Here is a 19,232-nt window from a genome sequence, read left to right as displayed (position 1 = left end):
TATCTTTTAGGTTTTATGCTGCCAGGTTCTTCGCAACAAATTCCCAGTTCACCAACGCCCAGAAATGCTCAAGGTAACCAGCACGAGCATTGCGATAGTCGATGTAGTACGCATGTTCCCACACATCCACAGTCAATAACGGCGTTGCTGCTGTTGTCAGTGGTGTACCCGCGTTTGAGGTAGAGACGATCGCCAAAGCACCATCTTCTTGTTTGACAAGCCAGGTCCAGCCAGCGCCAAAGTTTTTGATAGCCGCATCAGTGAATTGCTGTTTAAACTCAGCAAAGCTACCAAACGACTTATTAATGGCTTCCAGAAGCTCTCCAGTTGGTTCACCGCCAGCATTTGGTGCCAGGCAATTCCAGTAGAAGGTATGGTTCCAGACCTGAGCTGCGTTGTTAAACACGCCACCTTCGGAAGTACGAACGACCTCTTCGAGAGTTTTACCTTCAAACGCGGTGCCCTTAACCAGATTGTTCAGGTTAGTGACATAGGTTTGATGGTGTTTACCGTAATGGTATTCCAGAGTTTCGGCGGAGATATGCGGTGCTAAAGCATCTTTTGCATATGGTAGTGCAGGTAGTTCGAACGACATTGCTGACTCCTTATTACCCGTGATACTTCGAGCTACATCTTTGTTGGCTTTATTCATTCTCTTGCCGCTGCGATGCAACTCGAATTACTTTGGGTATCTATTGTTAAATAAACACTTTTAGTGCGGGTTTAGGGTAACAAATTGAAAGGATAAGCAAAAGAGGGAACTTACCTGCCCAGGGAAGGGCAGGTAGCAGATTTAACGAATGGTTTTAGGTGTCATAACGCGTTTTGCGCCGACATAGTGACGTTGCCAGTAATCTTCGCTCAAAGAGGTGATCTGGATGTCCTGACCGGTACGTGGTGACTGAATGAATTTACCATTGCCGACGTATACACCAACATGATCAGCGGTACCACGACCCTGAGTACGGAAGAACACCAAATCACCCGTTTCCAGCTCTCCACGATCTACAGATGAGGCATCACGCAGGTGATACATTTCATTCGCGGTACGAGGAATACGGAACTTCACTAAGTCTTTGTACGCGTAGTAAACCAGACCACTGCAATCGAAACCGGTAACTGGTGAGGTGCCACCCCAACGATACGGTTTACCGATCTGGCCCATCAATTTGTTCATTGCCGTTTTTTGTGCTTTTTGCACACGGACTTTATGCGCCGCTGCAATCGTCGTTGGCTGTTCTGATTTAACTTTTACACAATGCGCTTTATGGCCTTTACGCGGCTTGCTGCATTTTTCGGTGAAAGTAACAGGCTGGGCTTTTGCGAGCTTAGAAGTTTTATTGCGGGAGTTTTTTGCAAGATTCTTTGTTTTAGCGCTGCTGGCATTTTTGGCGGTTTTACTTTTTGCGGCAGTTGTTTCTTTTTTCTTGCTGGCCGTTTTAGCTGAGGTGGTGCTTTTTTTGCTGGCGGTGGTGGTTTTACTCTTACTGCTCTTTTCTGTGCTCTTCGTTGTATTTTTCACAACGTGCGCTTTGGACGCCACCACGGGACGAGCGTGCTCAGACGCCTGCGTCAATGGTGTATACGGCAAGGTAAATAGCAGAGCACAGAGCGTGATAGAAATTTTTGTTATCCGCGCCACTCGACAATCCCCTGGTTAAAATGAATGCATGAGAAAAACCATCATGCCCGTGTATGATTTTGCGAAACCCGCCGATTCTAATCTATTAAGTACGATAAAGTTAATAACCTTTTACTATTCGTCTTGCTGTTTCGTTACCGGACGCAAAAAAAATAACCAAACTAATGGTTGTAAGGCTATTTATTGATCAGGCTTAGGGTTATTTGCTGATTTTCAGTGGCAGGAAAAGTGTTATTCTTAATACATGTTGTCCCTCCATCGCGTATGACAGAAAAACCCTGTAAAAAATGGTGTTTTCTGGAGGGGGCGTCAATCGCTACAATGGCAGGCTAATGCCAGGACTTGGTTTGAGGAAGCATGCAATGAGCACTATTGAAAAAATCCAACAACAGATTACTGAGAACCCAATTCTTCTTTATATGAAAGGTTCTCCGAAACTGCCTAGCTGTGGCTTCTCCGCCCAGGCTGTGCAGGCGCTATCCGCTTGTGGTGAGCGTTTCGCGTACGTTGATATTTTACAGAACCCAGACATCCGTGCTGAGCTGCCAAAATACGCTAACTGGCCTACCTTCCCGCAGTTGTGGGTTGATGGTGAACTGGTTGGCGGTTGCGATATCATCATTGAGATGTATCAGCGTGGTGAATTGCAATCTCTGATTAAAGAGACTGCAGCTAAGTACAAATCTGAAGAGCCAGACGCAGAGTAATTTGCAACCGCAATCAGATCTAGCCAGAAGTAAAAAGCGACCCGTTAAGGTCGCTTTTTTTATGCTTCAGATTCTGGCTCAACCGGTAAAGGTAGAGGCCAACCACCGAGTCGTTTCCAGCGGTTGACGATTTCGCAAAATAGCATGGCTGTTTGCTCAGTATCATATAGAGCTGAGTGCGCCTGGCTGCTGTCAAATGGCATACCTGCGGCGATACACGCTTTGGCGAGTACCGTCTGGCCCAGCACCAACCCGCTCAGTGCGGCAGTGTCAAAGGTCACAAATGGATGGAACGGGTTACGTTTTAAAGAAGCACGTTCTGCCGCTGCCATCATAAAGCTGTGATCGAATGTCGCATTATGGGCGACCATGATCGCGCGGTTACAGCCGGTGTCTTTAATGCCTTTGCGCACCATTTTAAAAATTGCGTGCAGCGCGTCATATTCACTCACTGCACCACGCAACGGGTTATGCGGGTCGATACCATTAAAGGCCAGCGCTTCAGGCTGAAGAATTGCACCCTCAAAAGGTTCAACATGGAAATGCAGGGTTTCGTCAATCGATAACCAGCCGTCTTGATCCATCTTTAAGGTGATGGCTGCGACTTCAAGTAAAGCATCGGTTTTAGCGTTAAACCCGGCGGTTTCAACGTCAATGACTACCGGATAAAAACCACGAAAACGGTCGCACAGGCTATGCAGTTGCGTGTTGTCAGACATCAGGATCTCTTAATACGGGGAAAAAGCAGCGCGCATTATGGCAAATTTTAACAAGGGAAGCTAACGGGTGCAGATAGCACCCGTACAGAATATTAATTACCCAGGCCTTTACCTGCGTCTTTGCTTTCGATCAGCTCAATTTTGTAGCCGTCTGGATCTTCAACAAAAGCGATAACGGTGGAACCGCCTTTTACCGGGCCAGCTTCGCGAGTGACATTGCCACCGTTTTGGCGAATACGTTCGCAGGCTTCAGCTGCGTCATCAACGCTCAGCGCGATGTGGCCATAAGCATTGCCTAAATCGTAGCTGTCTGTGCCCCAGTTATAGGTCAGTTCAATAACAGCTTCTTCGGTTTCCGGGCCATAGCCAACGAAAGCCAGAGAGTATTTGTATTCCGGATTTTCACTGGTACGCAGCAGCGTCATGCCCAGCACGTTAGTGTAAAATTCGATGGAGCGTTGCAGATCGCCGACACGCAGCATGGTGTGAAGTAAGCGCATAAAATCCTCTTTTCCTCTTTATTCTTCAAGTTGTACTACCTACCTACAACCCGAATTATTTGGGCAAAATTAAAGGGTTAATTTTTAAATGTAAGGTAAGTATAGCGGCGAACTAGCGCCGCTATCAATGAAAGGGGACTATAAAGTCGGGTAATCGGTATAACCTTCTGCGCCACCACCATAGAAGGTTTCAGGGCGCTGGGCGTTGAGTTCTGCATTGTGATGCAGGCGTTCAACCAAATCCGGGTTAGCAATATAGTCACGGCCAAAGGCTACGGCGTCGATTAGACCTTTTTCAATTAATGCTTCGGCCTTTTCTGGGGTGTAAGCACCCGCACCGATGATCACACCGTTAAAGCGTTCACGTACTTTCTGACGGAACTCTTCGGTATAAGGTTGACCGCCAGCCCAATCTGGTTCAGACATGTGCAGATAGGCAATGCCACGTTTGTTCAATTCTTCAATCAGATATAGAGCATCGGCTTCTTCGTCCGGGCCGTTATCGACATTCTGGAAAGAACCGATTGGTGATACACGGATACCAATGCGATCGGCACTCCACTCTTTACTCACGGCATCAACCACTTCCAGGACCAGTCGTGCGCGGTTCTCGCGGCTGCCACCGTATTCATCGGTACGATGGTTGGATGTTGGTGACAGGAACTGGTGCAGCAGGTAACCGTGCGCAGAGTGTAATTCGACCATATCAAAGCCTGCATCTCGTGCATTACCTACAGCCTGGCGGAAGTCATTCACAATGCCCGGGATTTCATTAAGCTCAAGAGCACGTGGCATGGATGTATCGACACGAATGGCATGGCCGTTTTCATCACGTAATGAAGTGCGCGTACCGGCAGAAATTGCAGATGGCGCAACCGGAGCCTGTTGGTCTGGTTGGATGCTGGTGTGAGAGATGCGGCCAGTGTGCCACAACTGCACAGCAATGCGGCCGTCGGCTGCGTGTACGCCAGCGGTGATTTTTTTCCATGCAGCAATTTGTTCGTCGCTGTGCAGACCAGGTGCGCCTTCGTAGCCTTTAGCCTGTGCGGAAATTTGTGTTGCTTCGCTGATAATTAACCCAGAACTTGCACGCTGACGGTAGTACTCACCCATCAATGGTGTTGGAATGTCTCCAGGTACAATGCTACGCAGGCGGGTTAATGGTGCCATAAAGATACGGTTAGGCGTGGTAATCGCGCCGACTTTCAGTGGAGTAAATAATTTATCTGCTGACATAAAAACCTCAAGTAGACCGGTCGTCTAGTATTGAATTAAATAAAAAGCCTGTCAGGAGACAGGCTCCGCTAATAATTGGGTTACGTGGGCGAGGGCGCATTCTAGCGGTACCGCGCTACGTGAAATTTTCGCCTGAAGACTCGCTCCCAGCCAAAGAGCATAAATGACCTGGGCCTGGCTTAACGCTGAGCCAGTTAATTTCAGGCTTGATTCGGCATCACCTTTTTCCAGTGCATCTGCAATCTGGGAGACAATTTGCGCTGCACCTTTGTTCAGGGCCGCACGCATATCTTCTGAAAGGTCGCACACTTCAGCGGAAAGCTTTACCGTTAAACAACTGATCAAACTGCCGTGCTGGCAAAACCATGTCACCGTTTCCTGATACCAGGCCAGCAATTTTTCCCGATAATTGCCGCCATCGTGAGAAAAATGCTGCTGTAATCGCAGGTTGTAGGCAGTGTAGTAACGCTCAAGCATCGCTACGCCAAATGCTTCTTTTGACCGGAAGTAATGATAAAACGACCCTTTCGGTACTTCAGCTGTGCTTAACAGCTCGCTCAATCCCATGCCAGTAAACCCGCGTTGCAGGCAAAGCTGCTCGCCGGTAGCAAGGAGATGTTCACGAGTGTCATGTTCAGGATGTCTGTTCATGGAGATTACTGTAATAGACCAGTCGGTCTAAGGCAAGGTTCAGGCGGCAGAATTTCCTGCCGCCTGAAAGATCAGGCTTTACGGCATATGGCAAAAATATCCATATCCGATTGATATTCAGATGTTTTAATATCCATCATTCCCAGCAGCGTTGAGAAAATATTATCCTGAGAAACTTGCTCGGCAGCCGCTTTCTTCGTCAGGCAGTCCGCATTGATGGCAAAATTTTGTTGGTAATCTTTCGATAGCCAGAACAGGAATGGAATATGTGTTTGCTGTGAAGGGGCCAGCATATATGGCGTACCGTGCAGGTAAATACCGTTTTCACCCAGTGACTCACCATGGTCAGAAAGATAGACCAGTGCGGTATTAAATTTGTCGTCATGTGCTTTCAATTCATCAATGGTGCGGCTAACGATATCATCGGTGTACAAGATGGTGTTGTCATAGGTATTGATGAGCGACTGGCGATCGCAATCCTGAATCTGGTTACTGTCACACGTAGGTGTGAACGTGCGGAATTTATCCGGGTAGCGGCGATAGTAGGCCGGACCATGGCTACCCATCAGGTGCAGTACAATGACGGAGTCTTGCTGTAAACCATCCAGCACATTACCAAAGCGATGCAGAATTGCGTCATCCCAGCAGGATTTGTCTTTGCATAATGCGTCTAAATTCCATTGTGTCATATCGGTATGCGGGATACGGGCACAAGCCCCTTTACAGCCACCATCGTTATCACGCCACAGCAGATTGATACCCGCATGAGCCATGACGTCCAGTAATCCTTCCTGGTGACGAGCCAGCGATGCATCGTAATTTTTGCGTGACATATTGGAGAACATGCATGGCACAGAAATCGCCGTTTCAGTGCCGCAGGACGACGCATTAGGGAAATAAATAACGTCGCGTTTTTTCATCTCAGGGTTGGTATCGCGGATGTAACCATTTAGTGAGTAGTTTTCAGCACGTGAGGCTTCCCCGACAACAAAGACAACAACGGTTTTCTTTTTCTGCTGGCTAATCAACGGGCCTTTTTTCGCATCTTCGCCAATTTTTACCAGCGATTGATCGCCGGCAAACCAACGGGCGTTGCTGTAGCGGCTTATCGCGCTAATGTAGTTGGCAGGTGTCACCATTTTCACGACACCTTTGTTGTTACGGAACAGTGAGGCGTAGTCTTTATAAAATACGGATGCGACAAGAATAATGATCAACAGGCCAGCCAACACACCTACCAGCCGAGTCAGGAGGGTATACCACCAACGTGAAGGCTTGATTTTAATTGATGCCAGGATGAGCGCAGGCACGATGCCCGCAAGGCTGAGCCATATAAGCAATTGCGGAGTAATGAGTGCTACGGCTTCCTGGGAGTCGGTTTCAAAGACGTTCGTCATCATATTTTTGTCGATGACGGCACCGTAAGTGCTCATAAAATAGTTACTGGCCGCGCAGCCAATTATCAGTATTACCAGCATGGGTTTACGCAACCAAGGCAGGTTTATTATGCTGAAAATCGTCAACCAGGCGCTGAATAACACCACCGGTACAGAAATTGCGAAAAGCCAGCTATGGAACGAAACCGGAGCAATGATTTCCCAGGTGCGTTTTATGAACAAGAAATTGATTAATGTGAAGAAGAGCGCACAGCAAATATTAAACTTAGAATCGTTACACTGTAACTTTTTCAGGGATTCCATAACAGCCATAAATGATCATAAAGAGTGCCAACAGACTATTGAATAAAGATTAGGTGAACCTTAGTTTCAAAAATCCATTCATATCTTTGTTAACGGGACAAGCATTAAGAATATTTACCGCACCGCTTGCAACATTTTATTTGTCGGGCTTCAATTGAAGCAATACTACAAAAGAGGTGTGAGGGTGTCTGAACAGTTAGAATTTTTCCCGATTCAAAGCCCCTGTCGTGGGATCTGCCAGTCAGATGAACGCGGTTTTTGCCGTGGCTGTATGCGCAGCCGTGATGAACGATTTCAATGGCAGCAATTAAGCGATGGGCAGAAACAAGAAGTGCTGCGGTTATGTCGTCAGCGATTAATGCGCAAATTACGCGCGAACAAGTCAAATCCCCCCGAAGAACCGCAACAACCCTCACTTTTTTAATTCTTTGATACCGCTATACTCAGTCGCAGAATTCGTTTTATTACTGAGGATTGCTTTATGGTACAGCGCATTACAATTTCCCCGCAGGGCCCAGAATTTTCACGCCTGGTTATGGGGTATTGGCGTTTGATGGAGTGGAACATGTCCGCGCCTCAGCTAGCCAGCTTTATTGAAGAGCATGTCGATTTAGGGATTACTACCGCCGATCACGCTGATATTTACGGCGGTTACCAGTGTGAAGCTGCTTTTGGCGAAGCGATGCGCCTGGCACCACACCTACGTTCCAAAATGGAAATTGTCACCAAATGCGGTATTGCGACCACGGCAAACCCAGGTCACGCACTGGGTCACTATATTACCGATAAATCACACATCATCAGCCAGACTGAAAAATCACTCGAGAATCTGGCAACTGATTACCTCGACCTGCTGCTGATTCACCGCCCGGACCCTTTGATGGATGCTGATGAAGTTGCAGAAGCCTTCACTTCGCTGCATCAGAGCGGCAAAGTGCGCCACTTTGGCGTATCGAACTTTACCCCCGCACAGTTTGCTTTGTTGCAATCGCGTTTGCCTTTCACGCTTGCGACCAATCAGGTAGAAATCTCTCCGGTACATCAGCCAACTATTCTCGACGGTACACTGGATCAATGCCAACAGTTGCGTATTCATCCTATGGCATGGTCCTGCCTGGGTGGCGGTAGCTTGTTTAACGACGAGGCGTTCCAGCCGCTGCGTGATGAGCTGCAAGCCGTCGCAAATGAAATCGGTGCGGAGACCATCGAACAGGTGGTTTACGCGTGGGTGATGCGATTGCCGTCTAAACCGCTGCCAATCATCGGTTCCGGTAAAATTGAACGCGTGCGTTCAGCGATTCACTCCTTAAGTCTGGATATGAGCCGCCAGCAGTGGTTCCGTATCCGTAAAGCTGCATTGGGTTACGACGTGCCATAACCCGCAAAAACAGCTATCTCCCGGAGGATTCAACCTGTCTGGCCTATGCTTAACAGGTTGAACGTGAATCCGGGAGGTAATATGAAGCGAATAAGTCTGGCTTTTTTAACGCTATTTAGCTGCGCGGCTGTTCAGGCTGCGAGTACCGAAGTTCAAATAAATCTTGTCACACCTAAGGGGATTGGCCATTCTCTTGGTACCGTGAAAATCACCGAAACTGATAAAGGGCTGGTTTTTGCGCCCGATCTTCGAACTCTTCCTCCGGGCGAACATGGTTTTCATGTCCATGCCAAAGGCAGTTGTGAACCAGGCTTAAAAGAGGGGAAACCTTCAGCAGCTGAAGCGGCAGGTGGACACCTTGATCCTGATAAAACCGGCAAACACATGGGGCCGATGGGCGTCGGGCATTTGGGGGATTTGCCGGTGCTGGTGGTCGATAATGACGGTAGTGCAACCGCACCCGTTACTGCACCGCGCTTGAAAACGCTTGATGAAGTTAAAGGCAAGGCACTGATGGTGCATGTTGATGGCGATAATATGTCCGATCAACCTAAACCACTTGGCGGGGGCGGAGCACGCTACGCTTGTGGCGTAATTCAATAAACTCAGTGGCTACCTGCCAGAGTGCCGGCAGGTGGCGCTTGTTCCAGTTGTGAAAGTGAGCAGTAGAGCCGCCAGATAATTCCCGCAAGCTCACGCGCTGCCGGATGGTGATGATGTGCGAGCGTTTCAGACATGCGCTGCAGTTCCTGTAGCGTGGCTGTTAAAGAGCGTTGTTGTACACCTCGCTCACTCATGACATCCCGCAAGGTATGAATACACACATCTCGCACCTGTGAAAGCGGGTCGGAGCGTGTTTCCCATACTCGTAATTGCCATACCACATGGGAACAATTGAGTAATACCACTCCCCAACGCAGCAACCAGCGGCGCGCCACTTCATCTTTACTGTTACTCAATTGGCTGATGTGGTGATACACCAGCGATTCGAACTGGTTCTCAGAGTGTTGCGGTTTGCGGCTTAACTGATCGACAAAACCGCGTCGTAAGGCACGAATATGACGGCGGCCTTTACGTGTGTCGGAACCTGGGCGAAGAACAGAAAAAGCAACCCATGAAAGACCTACACCAATGACTTTTGCCAGATTGTCATTGAGGAAATCAGCTAAGTCATAAACCGGTGGATTAGTGACGGCGATAAACGACCCCATGAAAACAATTAATTGCCCCCACAGCCCGGCAAACTTGGGTTGTTGCAATTTCAGCAGTTGCATTGTCGCCAGCAGCGGTAATAAGAAAATCAGGAATTGCCAGAGATCGGTAATCTGTACCATCAGGCCAAATTTGACCAGGAAGCTAAATAAAGACAGCCATAGCAGGGTGCGCATCAATAGCGTAAGTGAGTTAAGCGGTGAGGCGACCGACGAATAGAGCACGCAACTGATCGCCGCCAACGACAACGCGCCGCTCCCGGCGTCCCATTGAGTGTTAATACACCAGGCGCCGGTTACGGTTATCACGCAAAAGGTTCGTAACGCGCTCCACAATGCTTCGGTATTATCCGTATGACGTGCCAGCGGTGGCGTTTTGGGGGGAGTGAGTTCTGAAACCGGGGTGGCATTTTCCAACTCACGTAACCAGCGGCTACTGTTCAGATACAACCAGCAGAAATACCGCAAGCGTAGCCAGAATGCCTGATGGCGATAATCAGCTTCGGGGCCTGGGGCAATCTGTTGCAACAATCGGGCGACGCTATATTTATGGGTACCTTCCCGTGCCAACTCACTAATCAATGCTTCAAGAACTGGCCACAGATTTTCCGGGGGATTTGGCCAGTTCATTAGCATGCGTCGAAGGCTTGAGATGACGCTGGTCAGACGTAATTGTTGATGTATTAAATAGTTGAGCAAATTATTCTGGCGGCGGAAGCGGTAATGGCTCCAGAACGCCTGAATTCTCAATAGATTCATGGTTAGAATCTGCCCAATAACACCTTCGTGTGCTGTTCGAATTGCATCTGTGGTTTCTGGCTTCCACAACATCGTTGCGTGCTCTAACAACCGGGCATGCATATTTCGCAACGCACTAAGAAGGGTGGTGCCATCTGAGGTACTGGGCAGTACCATCATCATCAAGCCACCACATAAAATCCCGACAATGACCTCACAAACGCGCGCCTGAGTAATGTCCCAAAGCTGGGTTGTTTCAACGGTATTGACCATCGGGAAAGCGATGATCGCAGCGGTGTAGCCCGCCAGCATAAAAGCATAGGCTACGTTGTTCTGGAAATGGCTGGAACTCCAGGTGCACAGTGCGAGCCAGGACGCCATTGCAAAGGTAAATAACCAAGGATCGTTGAGTGTATTACCCGCAATAATTAATGAGGCCATCGCGCCAATCAGGCTACCGGCGACTCGTCCCAGACTTTTACTTACCACGCCGCCGACGGTGGGGAAACTGACAACCGCCGCGGAGGTCATAGCCCAATAAGGTTCATCTAAGTTCAGGTAGTAAGCGATGGTTAATGCGAGGCACATCGCAATGGCATTACGCAAGGCATAACGCCATTGCCCGGCGTTTGCTTTCCCCCAGGGCGTGTTTTTCCATGCCAGTGACGAAAGTTTCATCGCCAGGATCAGTGTTTAATTGAAACAGTGCAGGTGGTGCCAGAAACCAGCGTAATACCTTGCGGGATCTGGTTTAGCTGAATGCGCACCGGCACGCGCTGAGCAAGGCGCACCCAGGGTACATTGGGTTTAATATCTGCCACCAAATCGCTGTCGCTTTCAACACTTTGGTCATAAATAGCGCGGCCAATACTTTGCACTTTTCCTGATAACGGTATATGCCCGCTATAGAGAACAATTTCGGCTAGATCACCGGGTTGAATATGGCGCAGTTTGGTTTCTTCAAAATACCCCACCACATAGAAAGAATGGCTGTCGACCAGCGCAAACACGGGCTGTCCAGAGGTTGCATAATTACCAGTACGCGTTGAAAGATTGGTTACCCAGCCATCAACAGGTGCGGTAACTGTGGTTTGAGAAATCTGCCATTTCGCTTGTTCGACGGTAGCTTCAGCGGCTTTTACGGCAGCTTGCGCGGCTTTGACATTAATATTTGCCGTGTCCATATCCTCGGCGGAAATGTAGTTGTGCGGCAGGTTTTTACGGCGATTTGCTTCATTGCTGGCTTTTGATAATTCTGACTGAGACTGAGCTAATTGCGCTTCAGCATTGAGTTGCGCAATGTGGTAGGGCGTTGAGTCAATGGTGAACAGAATGGTACCCGCTTTGACGAATTGGTTATCTTCAATATTTAGCTGAGTTATCGTTCCGGACACTTGCGGCGTGATGCTGACTTGCTCCGCCCGGACTTTCCCGTCTCGCGTCCAGGGGGATTGCATGTAATAATTCCATAACAGCCAGCCAACAATGATGGCTGCCGCGAAAATCACTAGTGTGGAAAAGTACTTTATTGTTTTCATATTCATGCTTTACCACACCACCAGAATGACAAGGGCTGCACTAACTGACAGCGAGAATAATGACAAATCCATTAATGTTGGATGCCAGATCTCGCCGGAATACATCCAGTCACGTAACAGATGATGCAAAATGAGCCAGATAAAAAAGCCGACGATAACCGCTTTAAAAAGAGGGGGGAAATAGATAGAAGCGCCAAACACTAAGTCCTGTAGAGGTAGGCCTGATGTTAAAAAATTGAAGCTCACGTCAGATAATCCTTTAAAATGCTGGGAAAACTGCCGTTTCTCCAGACTTAGATGTAAACTAAAAGTATAGCTATTTGCATAACATCAGCAAAAATAAGGATTTTGTTTTTTCAAGTAAAGCCTGCACAATAGTTTAAAATCAGTATAATAAGTTAGCAAGCTAATTATAAGGAGATGAAATTGGAATCGCCATTAGGATCAGATCTGGCACGGTTGGTGCGCATTTGGCGTGCTCTGATTGACCATCGCCTGAAACCTCTGGAATTGACACAGACACATTGGGTTACGCTGCATAATATTCATCAGTTGCCGCCCGAGCAGTCGCAGATTCAGTTGGCCAAAGCGATCGGCATAGAACAACCATCACTGGTCAGAACGCTTGATCAACTCGAAGAGAAAGGGCTGATTTCTCGTCAAACCTGCGCGAATGATCGTAGGGCAAAACGCATCAAGCTCACTGAGCGTGCTGAGCCTATCATCAATGAGATGGAGACGGTTATCAAGAAAACGCGCGAGGAAATTTTGTTAGGTATCAACGCTGAAGAACAGACGCTGTTGCTTAATTTGATAAATCGGCTGGAAAAAAATATCGTTGATTTGCAGACGAAAGAATAAGCTGTTTATTGCAAGCCTCATCATTCGATGAGGTTTTCTGTTTTGATTATTTGGCTAGCAAAGAAGCGAAGAGGGGTGACCTGTAAACAAGTCACCCTTCATAATTAATTTGGTGAGACGGTAACCTGGCTGCCGTTGCTGGCAAGTCTTACACGTTGACCTACAGTAAACTTGGTATCACCTTGTTTCTGAACGACCAGAATGGTGTTGCCATCGTCCTTACGAATTTCCAGTTCCACACCCTGAGTTTTGTTCATCGCACCCTGAACACTCTGACCCGCTACACCACCTGCCACTGCACCCGCAGCGGTAGCCAGTGAACGACCTGTACCACCACCCACTGTGTTACCCAGGAAACCACCCAGCACAGCGCCACCAATTGCACCCATCACATTTGAATCGTTACCGGCCTGGATCTGAACCGGGCGAGCAGATACCAAAGTACCATAAGTCACGCTTTGTACTTGTTTAGCATCAGAAGCGCTATATACGTCGCCTGAAAGTGAACTGGTGTTAGCGCAACCAGCCAGAGTTAACCCAACTAACGAGACTACCAGTATACGTGAAATCATTTGTGACTCTCCTGAACACGTGAAACGCTCAACTGAGCATCCTTCATGGCTAAATTATATGGTATTTGGGTGCTGAATTTAAAATAAGTTCAGACGATTAATGGCATTCATATTAAAAAAGCCTCTCTTAACCGAGTATCAACCATTCATAAATTAAATCTATGGCGCTATTAATATCTATCCGTAGAATATTTTTGTTAAAAATTATTAAGTAACCATCGCATAGAATGCTAGTTTATGGTTGAGTTTATCCCCAATTTGGCAAGTCGTAAGGAGTAACAGATGAAATCAGGGCGCTATATCGGTGTGATGTCAGGCACCAGCCTGGACGGGATTGACGTCGTTCTGGCCGCGATTGATGAACATCTTGTTGCACAACAGGCAAGTTATAGCCATCCCATCCCTTTAGAGATAAAAAATGCCATTCTGGCCATTTGCCAGGGGCAGCCATTAACCCTTTCTCAGCTCGGCCAACTTGATAATCGCCTTGGTAAATTATTCGCTGACGCTGTTCAGACATTGATGAACAACCAGGGGCTGACCTATACAGATATCACCGCAATTGGTTGCCACGGGCAAACCGTCTGGCACGAGCCACAAGGTGAAGCGGCGCATACCATGCAAATTGGGGATAACAATCAAATCGTTGCGCGAACAGGCGTAACTGTGGTTGGTGATTTCCGTCGTCGGGATATGGCTTTGGGTGGGCAGGGCGCTCCGCTGGTGCCTGCATTCCATCACGCTTTGCTGGCGCATCCCACGGAACATCGCATGGTGTTAAATATTGGCGGGATCGCTAATCTCTCTCTGCTTTTCCCTGAACAGCCAGTACGAGGGTTTGATACTGGCCCAGGAAACATGCTGATTGATGCCTGGATCTGGCGTCAACGCGGCAAAGCGTACGATAAAGACGCTCAATGGGCGAGCAGCGGTAAAGTCATTATTCCACTATTGCAGCAGATGCTAAGCGATCCATACTTCGCCATGCCTGCGCCAAAGAGCACTGGCCGTGAATATTTCAATTATGGTTGGCTTGAGCGCCAGTTAGCCGCATTCCCGGGACTTGCTGGAGAAGATGTCCAGGCAACGCTGACGGAGCTGACTGCCGTCACTATTTCAGAACAAGTATTGCTGAGCGGCGGTTGTGAGCGGCTGATGGTATGCGGTGGTGGAAGCCGTAATCCATTGCTGATGGCTCGTTTGAGTGGGTTGCTGCCGGGTATCGAAGTCACGACCACTGATGAGGCGGGAATTAGCGGTGACGATATGGAGGCGCTGGCATTCGCCTGGCTTGCTTATCGTACAATGTCAGGTCTGCCAGGAAACTTGCCTTCGGTGACCGGGGCGTCTGCAGCAAGCGTGATTGGTGCAATTTTCCCTGCTAACCCGCTGTGTTTACCCTAAATAGTGCGAGCGAACGTCGCCAATAAAAAGGTAACTTAAATTATGATGAGCATAATCAGAGTTAACTGAAATTCACTACCGCACTAAATCTCTAAACTGAAGCTAATGGGGGACGCTACTATCCCCCGCTATAAAAAAAAGAACTTCAGGACATGCAGATGAAAAAACTACTTATTGCCGCCATTCCCTTCATGCTTTCAGGATGTAGCTACTACAACACTTTTGTTGAGAAGATGCAGACGGACACTCTGCAATATCAGTGTGATGAAAAACCGCTTACCGTTAAATTAAATAACCAAAAGCAGATGGTGAACTTTGTTTATGACAACGAATATTTGTCGCTAACACAAGGTTTGTCTGCATCAGGTGCGCGCTATACCGATGGTGTTTACGTATTCTGGTCAAAAGGCGATACCGCAACGGTGTATCGTAAAGACACAGTCGTGTTGGATAATTGCCAGTTACAAAATCCCAAGCGTTGATACTCTTCAAACTTAAAGTCGCAGGGGGACTGCATTCTCTTAACCTGGTCACTCGCTTAAGTGAGTTTCAGGTCTTCGTTCGTTTACCCCCTATCTGCAACTTGAATTATTTTGAGTAGAGATTTCTCAGGGTGGAGCGCACAATAGCCTCCACCTAATCATACCCTGACGTAACGCCATGTCTGATAACGACTCTTTGCAACAAATCGCACATCTGCGCCGTGAATACACCAAAGGTGGTTTGCGCCGCACGGATCTTACCGAACAACCTTTGCCATTGTTTGAGCGCTGGCTTGCCCAGGCATGTGAAGCAAAACTTGCTGATCCTACTGCCATGGTAGTGGCAACCGTTGATGAAAGCGGGCAGCCTTATCAACGTATTGTTTTGCTAAAACACTTCGACGAGCGTGGTCTGGTGTTCTATACCAACCTCGGTTCACGCAAAGCCCATCATCTGGAAAATAACCCTCGTATCAGCCTGCACTTCCCGTGGCATATGCTAGACCGCCAGGTGATGGTGCAAGGAACGGCGGAGCGTTTATCGACTCTTGAAGTGATGAAATATTTCCACAGTCGCCCGCGTGATAGCCAGATTGGCGCCTGGGTTTCAAAACAATCCAGCCGTATTTCCGCGCGCGGAATTCTGGAAAGTAAATTTTTAGAGCTGAAACAGAAATTCCAGCAAGGCGAAATTCCGCTGCCGAGTTTCTGGGGTGGCTATCGCGTAACAATTGACCAAATGGAATTCTGGCAGGGCGGTGAACACCGTCTGCACGATCGTTTTTTATACCAGCGTGAAGGCGATGCCTGGAAAATAGACCGTCTGGCCCCATAACAGACGGAATTTGTTGTTCTAAGCGCTGGTACTCCTTCTATTGGCGCTTTATTCTATGTCCCCTAAGAAATTAACTTCTTTCGCCACAAGGCGAAAAGCCGTGTACCGGTAAAGGTGCAGTCGTATATAGATGGAGAATTTGATGGCGAGCATCAATTTGATAAAACAATTGCAAGAGCGGGGCTTAGTCGCCCAGGTAACGGATGAGGAAGCGTTAGCACAGCGACTGGCGCAAGGGCCAATTGCGCTGTATTGCGGCTTCGATCCTACCGCTGACAGCTTGCATTTGGGCCATCTGGTTCCACTGCTGTGCCTGAAACGCTTCCAGGAAGCAGGCCACAAACCGGTTGCGCTGGTGGGTGGTGCGACAGGCCTGATTGGCGACCCAAGTTTTAAAGCGGTTGAGCGTAAACTCAACACTGAAGATACCGTGCATGAGTGGGTGGAAAAAATCCGCCGCCAGGTTGCACCGTTCCTCGATTTCGATTGCGGCGAAAACTCGGCCATTGCGGCTAACAACTACGACTGGTTTGGCGGCATGAACGTGCTGACCTTCCTGCGTGATATCGGTAAACACTTCTCTGTTAACCAGATGATTAACAAAGAAGCCGTGAAGCAGCGTCTGAACCGTGACGATGTGGGTATTTCCTTTACCGAGTTTTCCTACAACCTGCTGCAAGGTTATGACTTTGCATGTCTGAACAAACTGCACGGTGTAGTGCTGCAAATTGGCGGTTCTGACCAGTGGGGTAACATCACCTCCGGTATCGACTTAACTCGCCGTCTGCATCAGCAACAAGCGTTTGGTCTGACTGTTCCGTTGATTACTAAATCTGATGGCACCAAATTCGGTAAAACCGAAGGCGGCGCAGTGTGGCTTGATCCGAAAAAAACCAGCCCTTACAAGTTCTACCAGTTCTGGATCAACACCGCTGACTCTGATGTGTATCGCTTCCTGAAATTCTTCACCTTCATGAGCCTCGAAGAGATTGACGCGCTGGAAGAAGAAGACAAAAACAGTGGTACGGCTCCACGTGCGCAATATGTGCTGGCTGAACAGGTCACTCGTCTGGTTCACGGCGAAGAAGGTCTGGAAGCGGCCAAGCGTATTACCAGCAGCCTGTTTAACGGCAACCTGAGTGATTTGACTGAAGCTGACCTTGAGCAACTGGCTCAGGATGGTGTACCGATGGTTGAAATGGAGCGTGGTGCTGATTTGCAACAAGCTCTGGTTGATTCGGAACTGCAACCATCTCGTGGTCAGGCGCGTAAAACCATCGCGCAAAATGCTATCACCATCAATGGTGAGAAGCAGTCCGACCCGGAATATACATTTGCTGATAGCGATATTCTGTTTAATCGCTACACCTTACTGCGCCGGGGTAAGAAAAATTACTGCCTCGTTTGCTGGAAGTAATTAAGAAAGATCAGAAGGGCGTGGGAAACCACGCCCTTTATGTTTGCCCGATTTGTTTACACACAACCAGAACCAATATCGTTCCATCCGAGTAGATATATGAAAAACATCCTTGCCATCCAGTCCCACGTGGTCTTCGGTCACGCAGGCAATAGTGCTGCCGAATTCCCGATGCGCCGTCTTGGCGCCAATGTATGGTCACTGAACACCGTTCAGTTCTCCAACCATACCCAATACGGAAAATGGACTGGTAGCGTGATGCCTGCCAGTCACCTAAGCGACATTGTTGAAGGAATTGCAGACATCGGGCAGCTTAAACGTTGCGACGCGGTGCTCAGTGGTTACCTTGGCTCTGCCGAGCAGGGCGAACATATTCTTTCTATTGTTCGTAAAACGAAAGAGGCCAATCCGCAGGCGAAGTATTTCTGCGACCCGGTAATGGGCCATCCTGAAAAAGGCTGCATCGTCGCCCCTGGTGTTGCCGAATTCCACACGCGTTACGCGTTGCCAGCCAGTGATATTATTGCCCCAAACCTGATTGAACTTGAGATCCTGAGCGGTCATGCGGTTAATTCCGTTGATGAAGCCGTTTCGACTGCGAGAGAACTTATCGCGATAGGCCCGGAAATCGTGTTGGTGAAACATCTTGCGCGTGCGGCATATCAGCAGGACCGCTTTGAGATGTTGTTGGTGACTGCAGACGAAGCCTGGCATATTCACCGTCCGCTGGTGGATTTTGGCGATCGTCAGCCCGTCGGTGTTGGTGATGTGACCAGTGGTCTGCTGTTGGTGAAATTGTTGCAGGGTGCAACGCTTCGTGAGGCCCTGGAGCATGTCACTGCTGCTGTGTACGACATTATGGTCGTGACGAAGAAAATGGACGAGTACGAACTGCAACTGGTTGCGGCGCAAGAAGGTATTGCGAAACCAGAGCACTATTTTACAGCTGTGAAGCTTTAAAACATAAACGCCCTCAACAGAGGGCGTTTTCAATGACGAACTGTTAAATCCCTTCAGCCGTCAACGCCGCCGCAACAGCCGGGCGTGCTTTCATTCGCGCCATAAACGCATCAATGTTGCTCAGACCCGCGAGATTCAGTTTCACGGCGTGCGCCCAGCGCAATACGGTAAACAGATATGCATCCGCCACGCTAAAGCGCAGACCCATCAGCCACTGCTTATCGTTAAGCTCTTCGTTCACGTACTGGAATTTCTTCTCGAGTGCTGCGCGAGCAATTGTTTTGTACTCTTCTGGCGTAGCCGGGTTGAACAGCGGAGAGAAACCTTTGTGCAGTTCGGTGGCGATGTAGTTCAACCATTCCAGCGTGTGGTAGCGCGTCATGCTCCCTGAAGGGGCAAGTAACTGGCGGTCAGGCACTTTATCTGCCAGGTATTGCACAATTGCCACGCCTTCTGTCAGCAACGAGCCATCGTCCAGCAACAATGCAGGGACTTGCCCCTTGGCATTAATTTCAAGGTAATCATCACCAGCTTCGGTTTTCTTTGCGGCTAAATCGACTTTCACCAGGGAGAAATCAACACCGGTTTCGCGCAGGATAATGTGTGGGGAGAGGGAACAGGCACCAGCTTTATAATACAGTTTCATTACTGAACTCCTATGGGGCGCTAAGATACCCTATG

The 19,232-nt window shown here is 48.5% G+C and carries 22 protein-coding genes; 10 read left to right on the top strand and 12 right to left on the bottom strand.

Annotated features, from left to right (window positions below; all coding sequences use genetic code 11):
- Window positions 1-13: 13 nt before the first annotated feature.
- Both sodB and M979_RS07455 read right to left on the bottom strand, forming a co-directional pair.
- Entirely contained in the window at window positions 14-595 is a 582-nt protein-coding gene (gene sodB, locus M979_RS07460) for a superoxide dismutase [Fe] (RefSeq protein WP_064554305.1), read from the bottom strand.
- Between the two features lie 198 nt (window positions 596-793).
- Entirely contained in the window at window positions 794-1,642 is an 849-nt protein-coding gene (locus tag M979_RS07455) for a C40 family peptidase (RefSeq protein ID WP_034455368.1), read from the bottom strand.
- A gap of 362 nt (window positions 1,643-2,004) precedes the next feature.
- On the opposite strand from M979_RS07455, the gene grxD reads away from it, so the two are divergent.
- Window positions 2,005-2,349 carry a monothiol glutaredoxin 4 gene (grxD, locus tag M979_RS07450; protein WP_034455369.1) on the top strand — a complete coding sequence of 115 codons (345 nt, stop codon included), beginning with the start codon at window positions 2,005-2,007 and terminating at the stop codon, window positions 2,347-2,349.
- Between the two features lie 59 nt (window positions 2,350-2,408).
- Here grxD and rnt read toward each other — a convergent pair whose 3' ends face one another.
- The 5 genes from rnt to eptA all read right to left on the bottom strand — a co-directional run bounded on the left by rnt (window position 2,409) and on the right by eptA (window position 7,155).
- Entirely contained in the window at window positions 2,409-3,068 is a 660-nt protein-coding gene (gene rnt, locus M979_RS07445; protein ID WP_034455370.1) for a ribonuclease T, read from the bottom strand.
- Between the two features lie 92 nt (window positions 3,069-3,160).
- A complete protein-coding gene (gloA, locus tag M979_RS07440) occupies window positions 3,161-3,568 on the bottom strand; it encodes a lactoylglutathione lyase (protein ID WP_034455371.1) in 408 nt (135 codons plus the stop codon).
- A gap of 138 nt (window positions 3,569-3,706) precedes the next feature.
- Window positions 3,707-4,804 carry an alkene reductase gene (gene nemA, locus M979_RS07435; protein ID WP_064554304.1) on the bottom strand — a complete coding sequence of 366 codons (1,098 nt, stop codon included), beginning with the start codon at window positions 4,802-4,804 and terminating at the stop codon, window positions 3,707-3,709.
- A 51-nt stretch (window positions 4,805-4,855) separates the two neighbouring features.
- On the bottom strand, window positions 4,856-5,455 hold the full coding sequence (locus tag M979_RS07430) for a TetR/AcrR family transcriptional regulator (protein WP_034455373.1): 600 nt from the start codon (window positions 5,453-5,455) through the stop codon (window positions 4,856-4,858).
- 71 nt (window positions 5,456-5,526) lie between these two features.
- Window positions 5,527-7,155, bottom strand: coding sequence for a phosphoethanolamine transferase EptA (gene eptA, locus M979_RS07425; protein WP_064554303.1), 1,629 nt, complete (start codon window positions 7,153-7,155; stop codon window positions 5,527-5,529).
- Between the two features lie 184 nt (window positions 7,156-7,339).
- Here eptA and M979_RS07420 point away from each other — a divergent pair, with 184 nt between their 5' ends.
- The 3 genes from M979_RS07420 to sodC all read left to right on the top strand — a co-directional run bounded on the left by M979_RS07420 (window position 7,340) and on the right by sodC (window position 9,136).
- Window positions 7,340-7,579, top strand: coding sequence for a DUF1289 domain-containing protein (locus tag M979_RS07420; RefSeq protein WP_034455375.1), 240 nt, complete (start codon window positions 7,340-7,342; stop codon window positions 7,577-7,579).
- 57 nt (window positions 7,580-7,636) lie between these two features.
- Entirely contained in the window at window positions 7,637-8,533 is an 897-nt protein-coding gene (locus tag M979_RS07415) for an aldo/keto reductase (RefSeq protein WP_034455376.1), read from the top strand.
- An 81-nt stretch (window positions 8,534-8,614) separates the two neighbouring features.
- Window positions 8,615-9,136 carry a superoxide dismutase [Cu-Zn] SodC gene (gene sodC, locus M979_RS07410; RefSeq protein ID WP_064554302.1) on the top strand — a complete coding sequence of 174 codons (522 nt, stop codon included), beginning with the start codon at window positions 8,615-8,617 and terminating at the stop codon, window positions 9,134-9,136.
- A 2-nt stretch (window positions 9,137-9,138) separates the two neighbouring features.
- Here sodC and M979_RS07405 read toward each other — a convergent pair whose 3' ends face one another.
- The 3 genes from M979_RS07405 to M979_RS07395 are packed head-to-tail and all read right to left on the bottom strand — an operon-like array spanning window position 9,139 to window position 12,266.
- Window positions 9,139-11,160 (bottom strand): FUSC family protein, encoded by a 2,022-nt coding sequence (locus M979_RS07405; RefSeq protein WP_064554301.1) that lies wholly within the window; start codon window positions 11,158-11,160, stop codon window positions 9,139-9,141.
- Window positions 11,161-11,168: 8 nt separating this feature from the next.
- Window positions 11,169-12,026 carry an efflux RND transporter periplasmic adaptor subunit gene (locus M979_RS07400; RefSeq protein ID WP_034455379.1) on the bottom strand — a complete coding sequence of 286 codons (858 nt, stop codon included), beginning with the start codon at window positions 12,024-12,026 and terminating at the stop codon, window positions 11,169-11,171.
- 3 nt (window positions 12,027-12,029) lie between these two features.
- Window positions 12,030-12,266: a DUF1656 domain-containing protein gene (locus tag M979_RS07395; RefSeq protein WP_034455380.1), complete on the bottom strand. Its 237-nt coding sequence runs from the start codon at window positions 12,264-12,266 to the stop codon at window positions 12,030-12,032.
- Between the two features lie 174 nt (window positions 12,267-12,440).
- Between M979_RS07395 and slyA the strand changes: the two genes are divergently transcribed.
- Window positions 12,441-12,881 (top strand): transcriptional regulator SlyA, encoded by a 441-nt coding sequence (gene slyA / locus M979_RS07390; protein ID WP_034455381.1) that lies wholly within the window; start codon window positions 12,441-12,443, stop codon window positions 12,879-12,881.
- A gap of 104 nt (window positions 12,882-12,985) precedes the next feature.
- On the opposite strand, the gene slyB is transcribed toward slyA, so the two are convergent.
- Window positions 12,986-13,453 carry an outer membrane lipoprotein SlyB gene (gene slyB / locus M979_RS07385; protein ID WP_064511755.1) on the bottom strand — a complete coding sequence of 156 codons (468 nt, stop codon included), beginning with the start codon at window positions 13,451-13,453 and terminating at the stop codon, window positions 12,986-12,988.
- Window positions 13,454-13,735: 282 nt separating this feature from the next.
- Here slyB and anmK point away from each other — a divergent pair, with 282 nt between their 5' ends.
- The 5 genes from anmK to pdxY all read left to right on the top strand — a co-directional run bounded on the left by anmK (window position 13,736) and on the right by pdxY (window position 18,551).
- Window positions 13,736-14,857, top strand: a complete 1,122-nt coding sequence (anmK, locus tag M979_RS07380; protein WP_064554300.1) for an anhydro-N-acetylmuramic acid kinase — start codon at window positions 13,736-13,738, stop codon at window positions 14,855-14,857.
- Between the two features lie 158 nt (window positions 14,858-15,015).
- Window positions 15,016-15,339, top strand: coding sequence for a C-type lysozyme inhibitor (gene mliC / locus M979_RS07375; protein WP_051880466.1), 324 nt, complete (start codon window positions 15,016-15,018; stop codon window positions 15,337-15,339).
- Between the two features lie 178 nt (window positions 15,340-15,517).
- Complete coding sequence (pdxH, locus tag M979_RS07370; protein ID WP_034455385.1) at window positions 15,518-16,174, top strand: pyridoxamine 5'-phosphate oxidase; 657 nt, start codon at window positions 15,518-15,520, stop codon at window positions 16,172-16,174.
- Window positions 16,175-16,316: 142 nt separating this feature from the next.
- Window positions 16,317-17,591 carry a tyrosine--tRNA ligase gene (gene tyrS, locus M979_RS07365; RefSeq protein ID WP_034455386.1) on the top strand — a complete coding sequence of 425 codons (1,275 nt, stop codon included), beginning with the start codon at window positions 16,317-16,319 and terminating at the stop codon, window positions 17,589-17,591.
- A gap of 99 nt (window positions 17,592-17,690) precedes the next feature.
- The gene (gene pdxY / locus M979_RS07360) at window positions 17,691-18,551 is read left to right on the top strand and encodes a pyridoxal kinase PdxY (protein ID WP_034455387.1); all 861 of its coding nucleotides are present in this window, start codon (window positions 17,691-17,693) and stop codon (window positions 18,549-18,551) included.
- A 43-nt stretch (window positions 18,552-18,594) separates the two neighbouring features.
- On the opposite strand, the gene gstA is transcribed toward pdxY, so the two are convergent.
- Window positions 18,595-19,197, bottom strand: a complete 603-nt coding sequence (gene gstA / locus M979_RS07355) for a glutathione transferase GstA (RefSeq protein ID WP_064554299.1) — start codon at window positions 19,195-19,197, stop codon at window positions 18,595-18,597.
- Window positions 19,198-19,232: the final 35 nt, after the last annotated feature.

Source organism: Buttiauxella noackiae ATCC 51607, assembly GCF_001654865.1.
In the GTDB taxonomy this organism is placed as follows: Bacteria; Pseudomonadota; Gammaproteobacteria; order Enterobacterales; family Enterobacteriaceae; genus Buttiauxella; species Buttiauxella noackiae.
This window is presented reverse-complemented; position numbering and strand designations above follow the sequence as displayed.

Excerpts from the sequence above, each read along its gene's own strand:
- sodC (WP_064554302.1), top strand. The coding sequence starts at position 8,615 with ATGAAGCGAATAAGTCTGGCTTTTTTAACGCTATTTAGCTGCGCGGCT.
- M979_RS07415 (WP_034455376.1), top strand. The coding sequence starts at position 7,637 with ATGGTACAGCGCATTACAATTTCCCCGCAGGGCCCAGAATTTTCACGC.
- anmK (WP_064554300.1), top strand. The coding sequence starts at position 13,736 with ATGAAATCAGGGCGCTATATCGGTGTGATGTCAGGCACCAGCCTGGAC.
- nemA (WP_064554304.1), bottom strand. The coding sequence starts at position 4,804 with ATGTCAGCAGATAAATTATTTACTCCACTGAAAGTCGGCGCGATTACC.
- eptA (WP_064554303.1), bottom strand. The coding sequence starts at position 7,155 with ATGGAATCCCTGAAAAAGTTACAGTGTAACGATTCTAAGTTTAATATT.
- slyA (WP_034455381.1), top strand. The coding sequence starts at position 12,441 with ATGAAATTGGAATCGCCATTAGGATCAGATCTGGCACGGTTGGTGCGC.
- M979_RS07430 (WP_034455373.1), bottom strand. The coding sequence starts at position 5,455 with ATGAACAGACATCCTGAACATGACACTCGTGAACATCTCCTTGCTACC.
- slyB (WP_064511755.1), bottom strand. The coding sequence starts at position 13,453 with ATGATTTCACGTATACTGGTAGTCTCGTTAGTTGGGTTAACTCTGGCT.
- M979_RS07400 (WP_034455379.1), bottom strand. The coding sequence starts at position 12,026 with ATGAATATGAAAACAATAAAGTACTTTTCCACACTAGTGATTTTCGCG.
- gstA (WP_064554299.1), bottom strand. The coding sequence starts at position 19,197 with ATGAAACTGTATTATAAAGCTGGTGCCTGTTCCCTCTCCCCACACATT.
- pdxY (WP_034455387.1), top strand. The coding sequence starts at position 17,691 with ATGAAAAACATCCTTGCCATCCAGTCCCACGTGGTCTTCGGTCACGCA.
- tyrS (WP_034455386.1), top strand. The coding sequence starts at position 16,317 with ATGGCGAGCATCAATTTGATAAAACAATTGCAAGAGCGGGGCTTAGTC.
- sodB (WP_064554305.1), bottom strand. The coding sequence starts at position 595 with ATGTCGTTCGAACTACCTGCACTACCATATGCAAAAGATGCTTTAGCA.
- rnt (WP_034455370.1), bottom strand. The coding sequence starts at position 3,068 with ATGTCTGACAACACGCAACTGCATAGCCTGTGCGACCGTTTTCGTGGT.
- pdxH (WP_034455385.1), top strand. The coding sequence starts at position 15,518 with ATGTCTGATAACGACTCTTTGCAACAAATCGCACATCTGCGCCGTGAA.
- gloA (WP_034455371.1), bottom strand. The coding sequence starts at position 3,568 with ATGCGCTTACTTCACACCATGCTGCGTGTCGGCGATCTGCAACGCTCC.
- mliC (WP_051880466.1), top strand. The coding sequence starts at position 15,016 with ATGAAAAAACTACTTATTGCCGCCATTCCCTTCATGCTTTCAGGATGT.
- M979_RS07405 (WP_064554301.1), bottom strand. The coding sequence starts at position 11,160 with ATGAAACTTTCGTCACTGGCATGGAAAAACACGCCCTGGGGGAAAGCA.
- grxD (WP_034455369.1), top strand. The coding sequence starts at position 2,005 with ATGAGCACTATTGAAAAAATCCAACAACAGATTACTGAGAACCCAATT.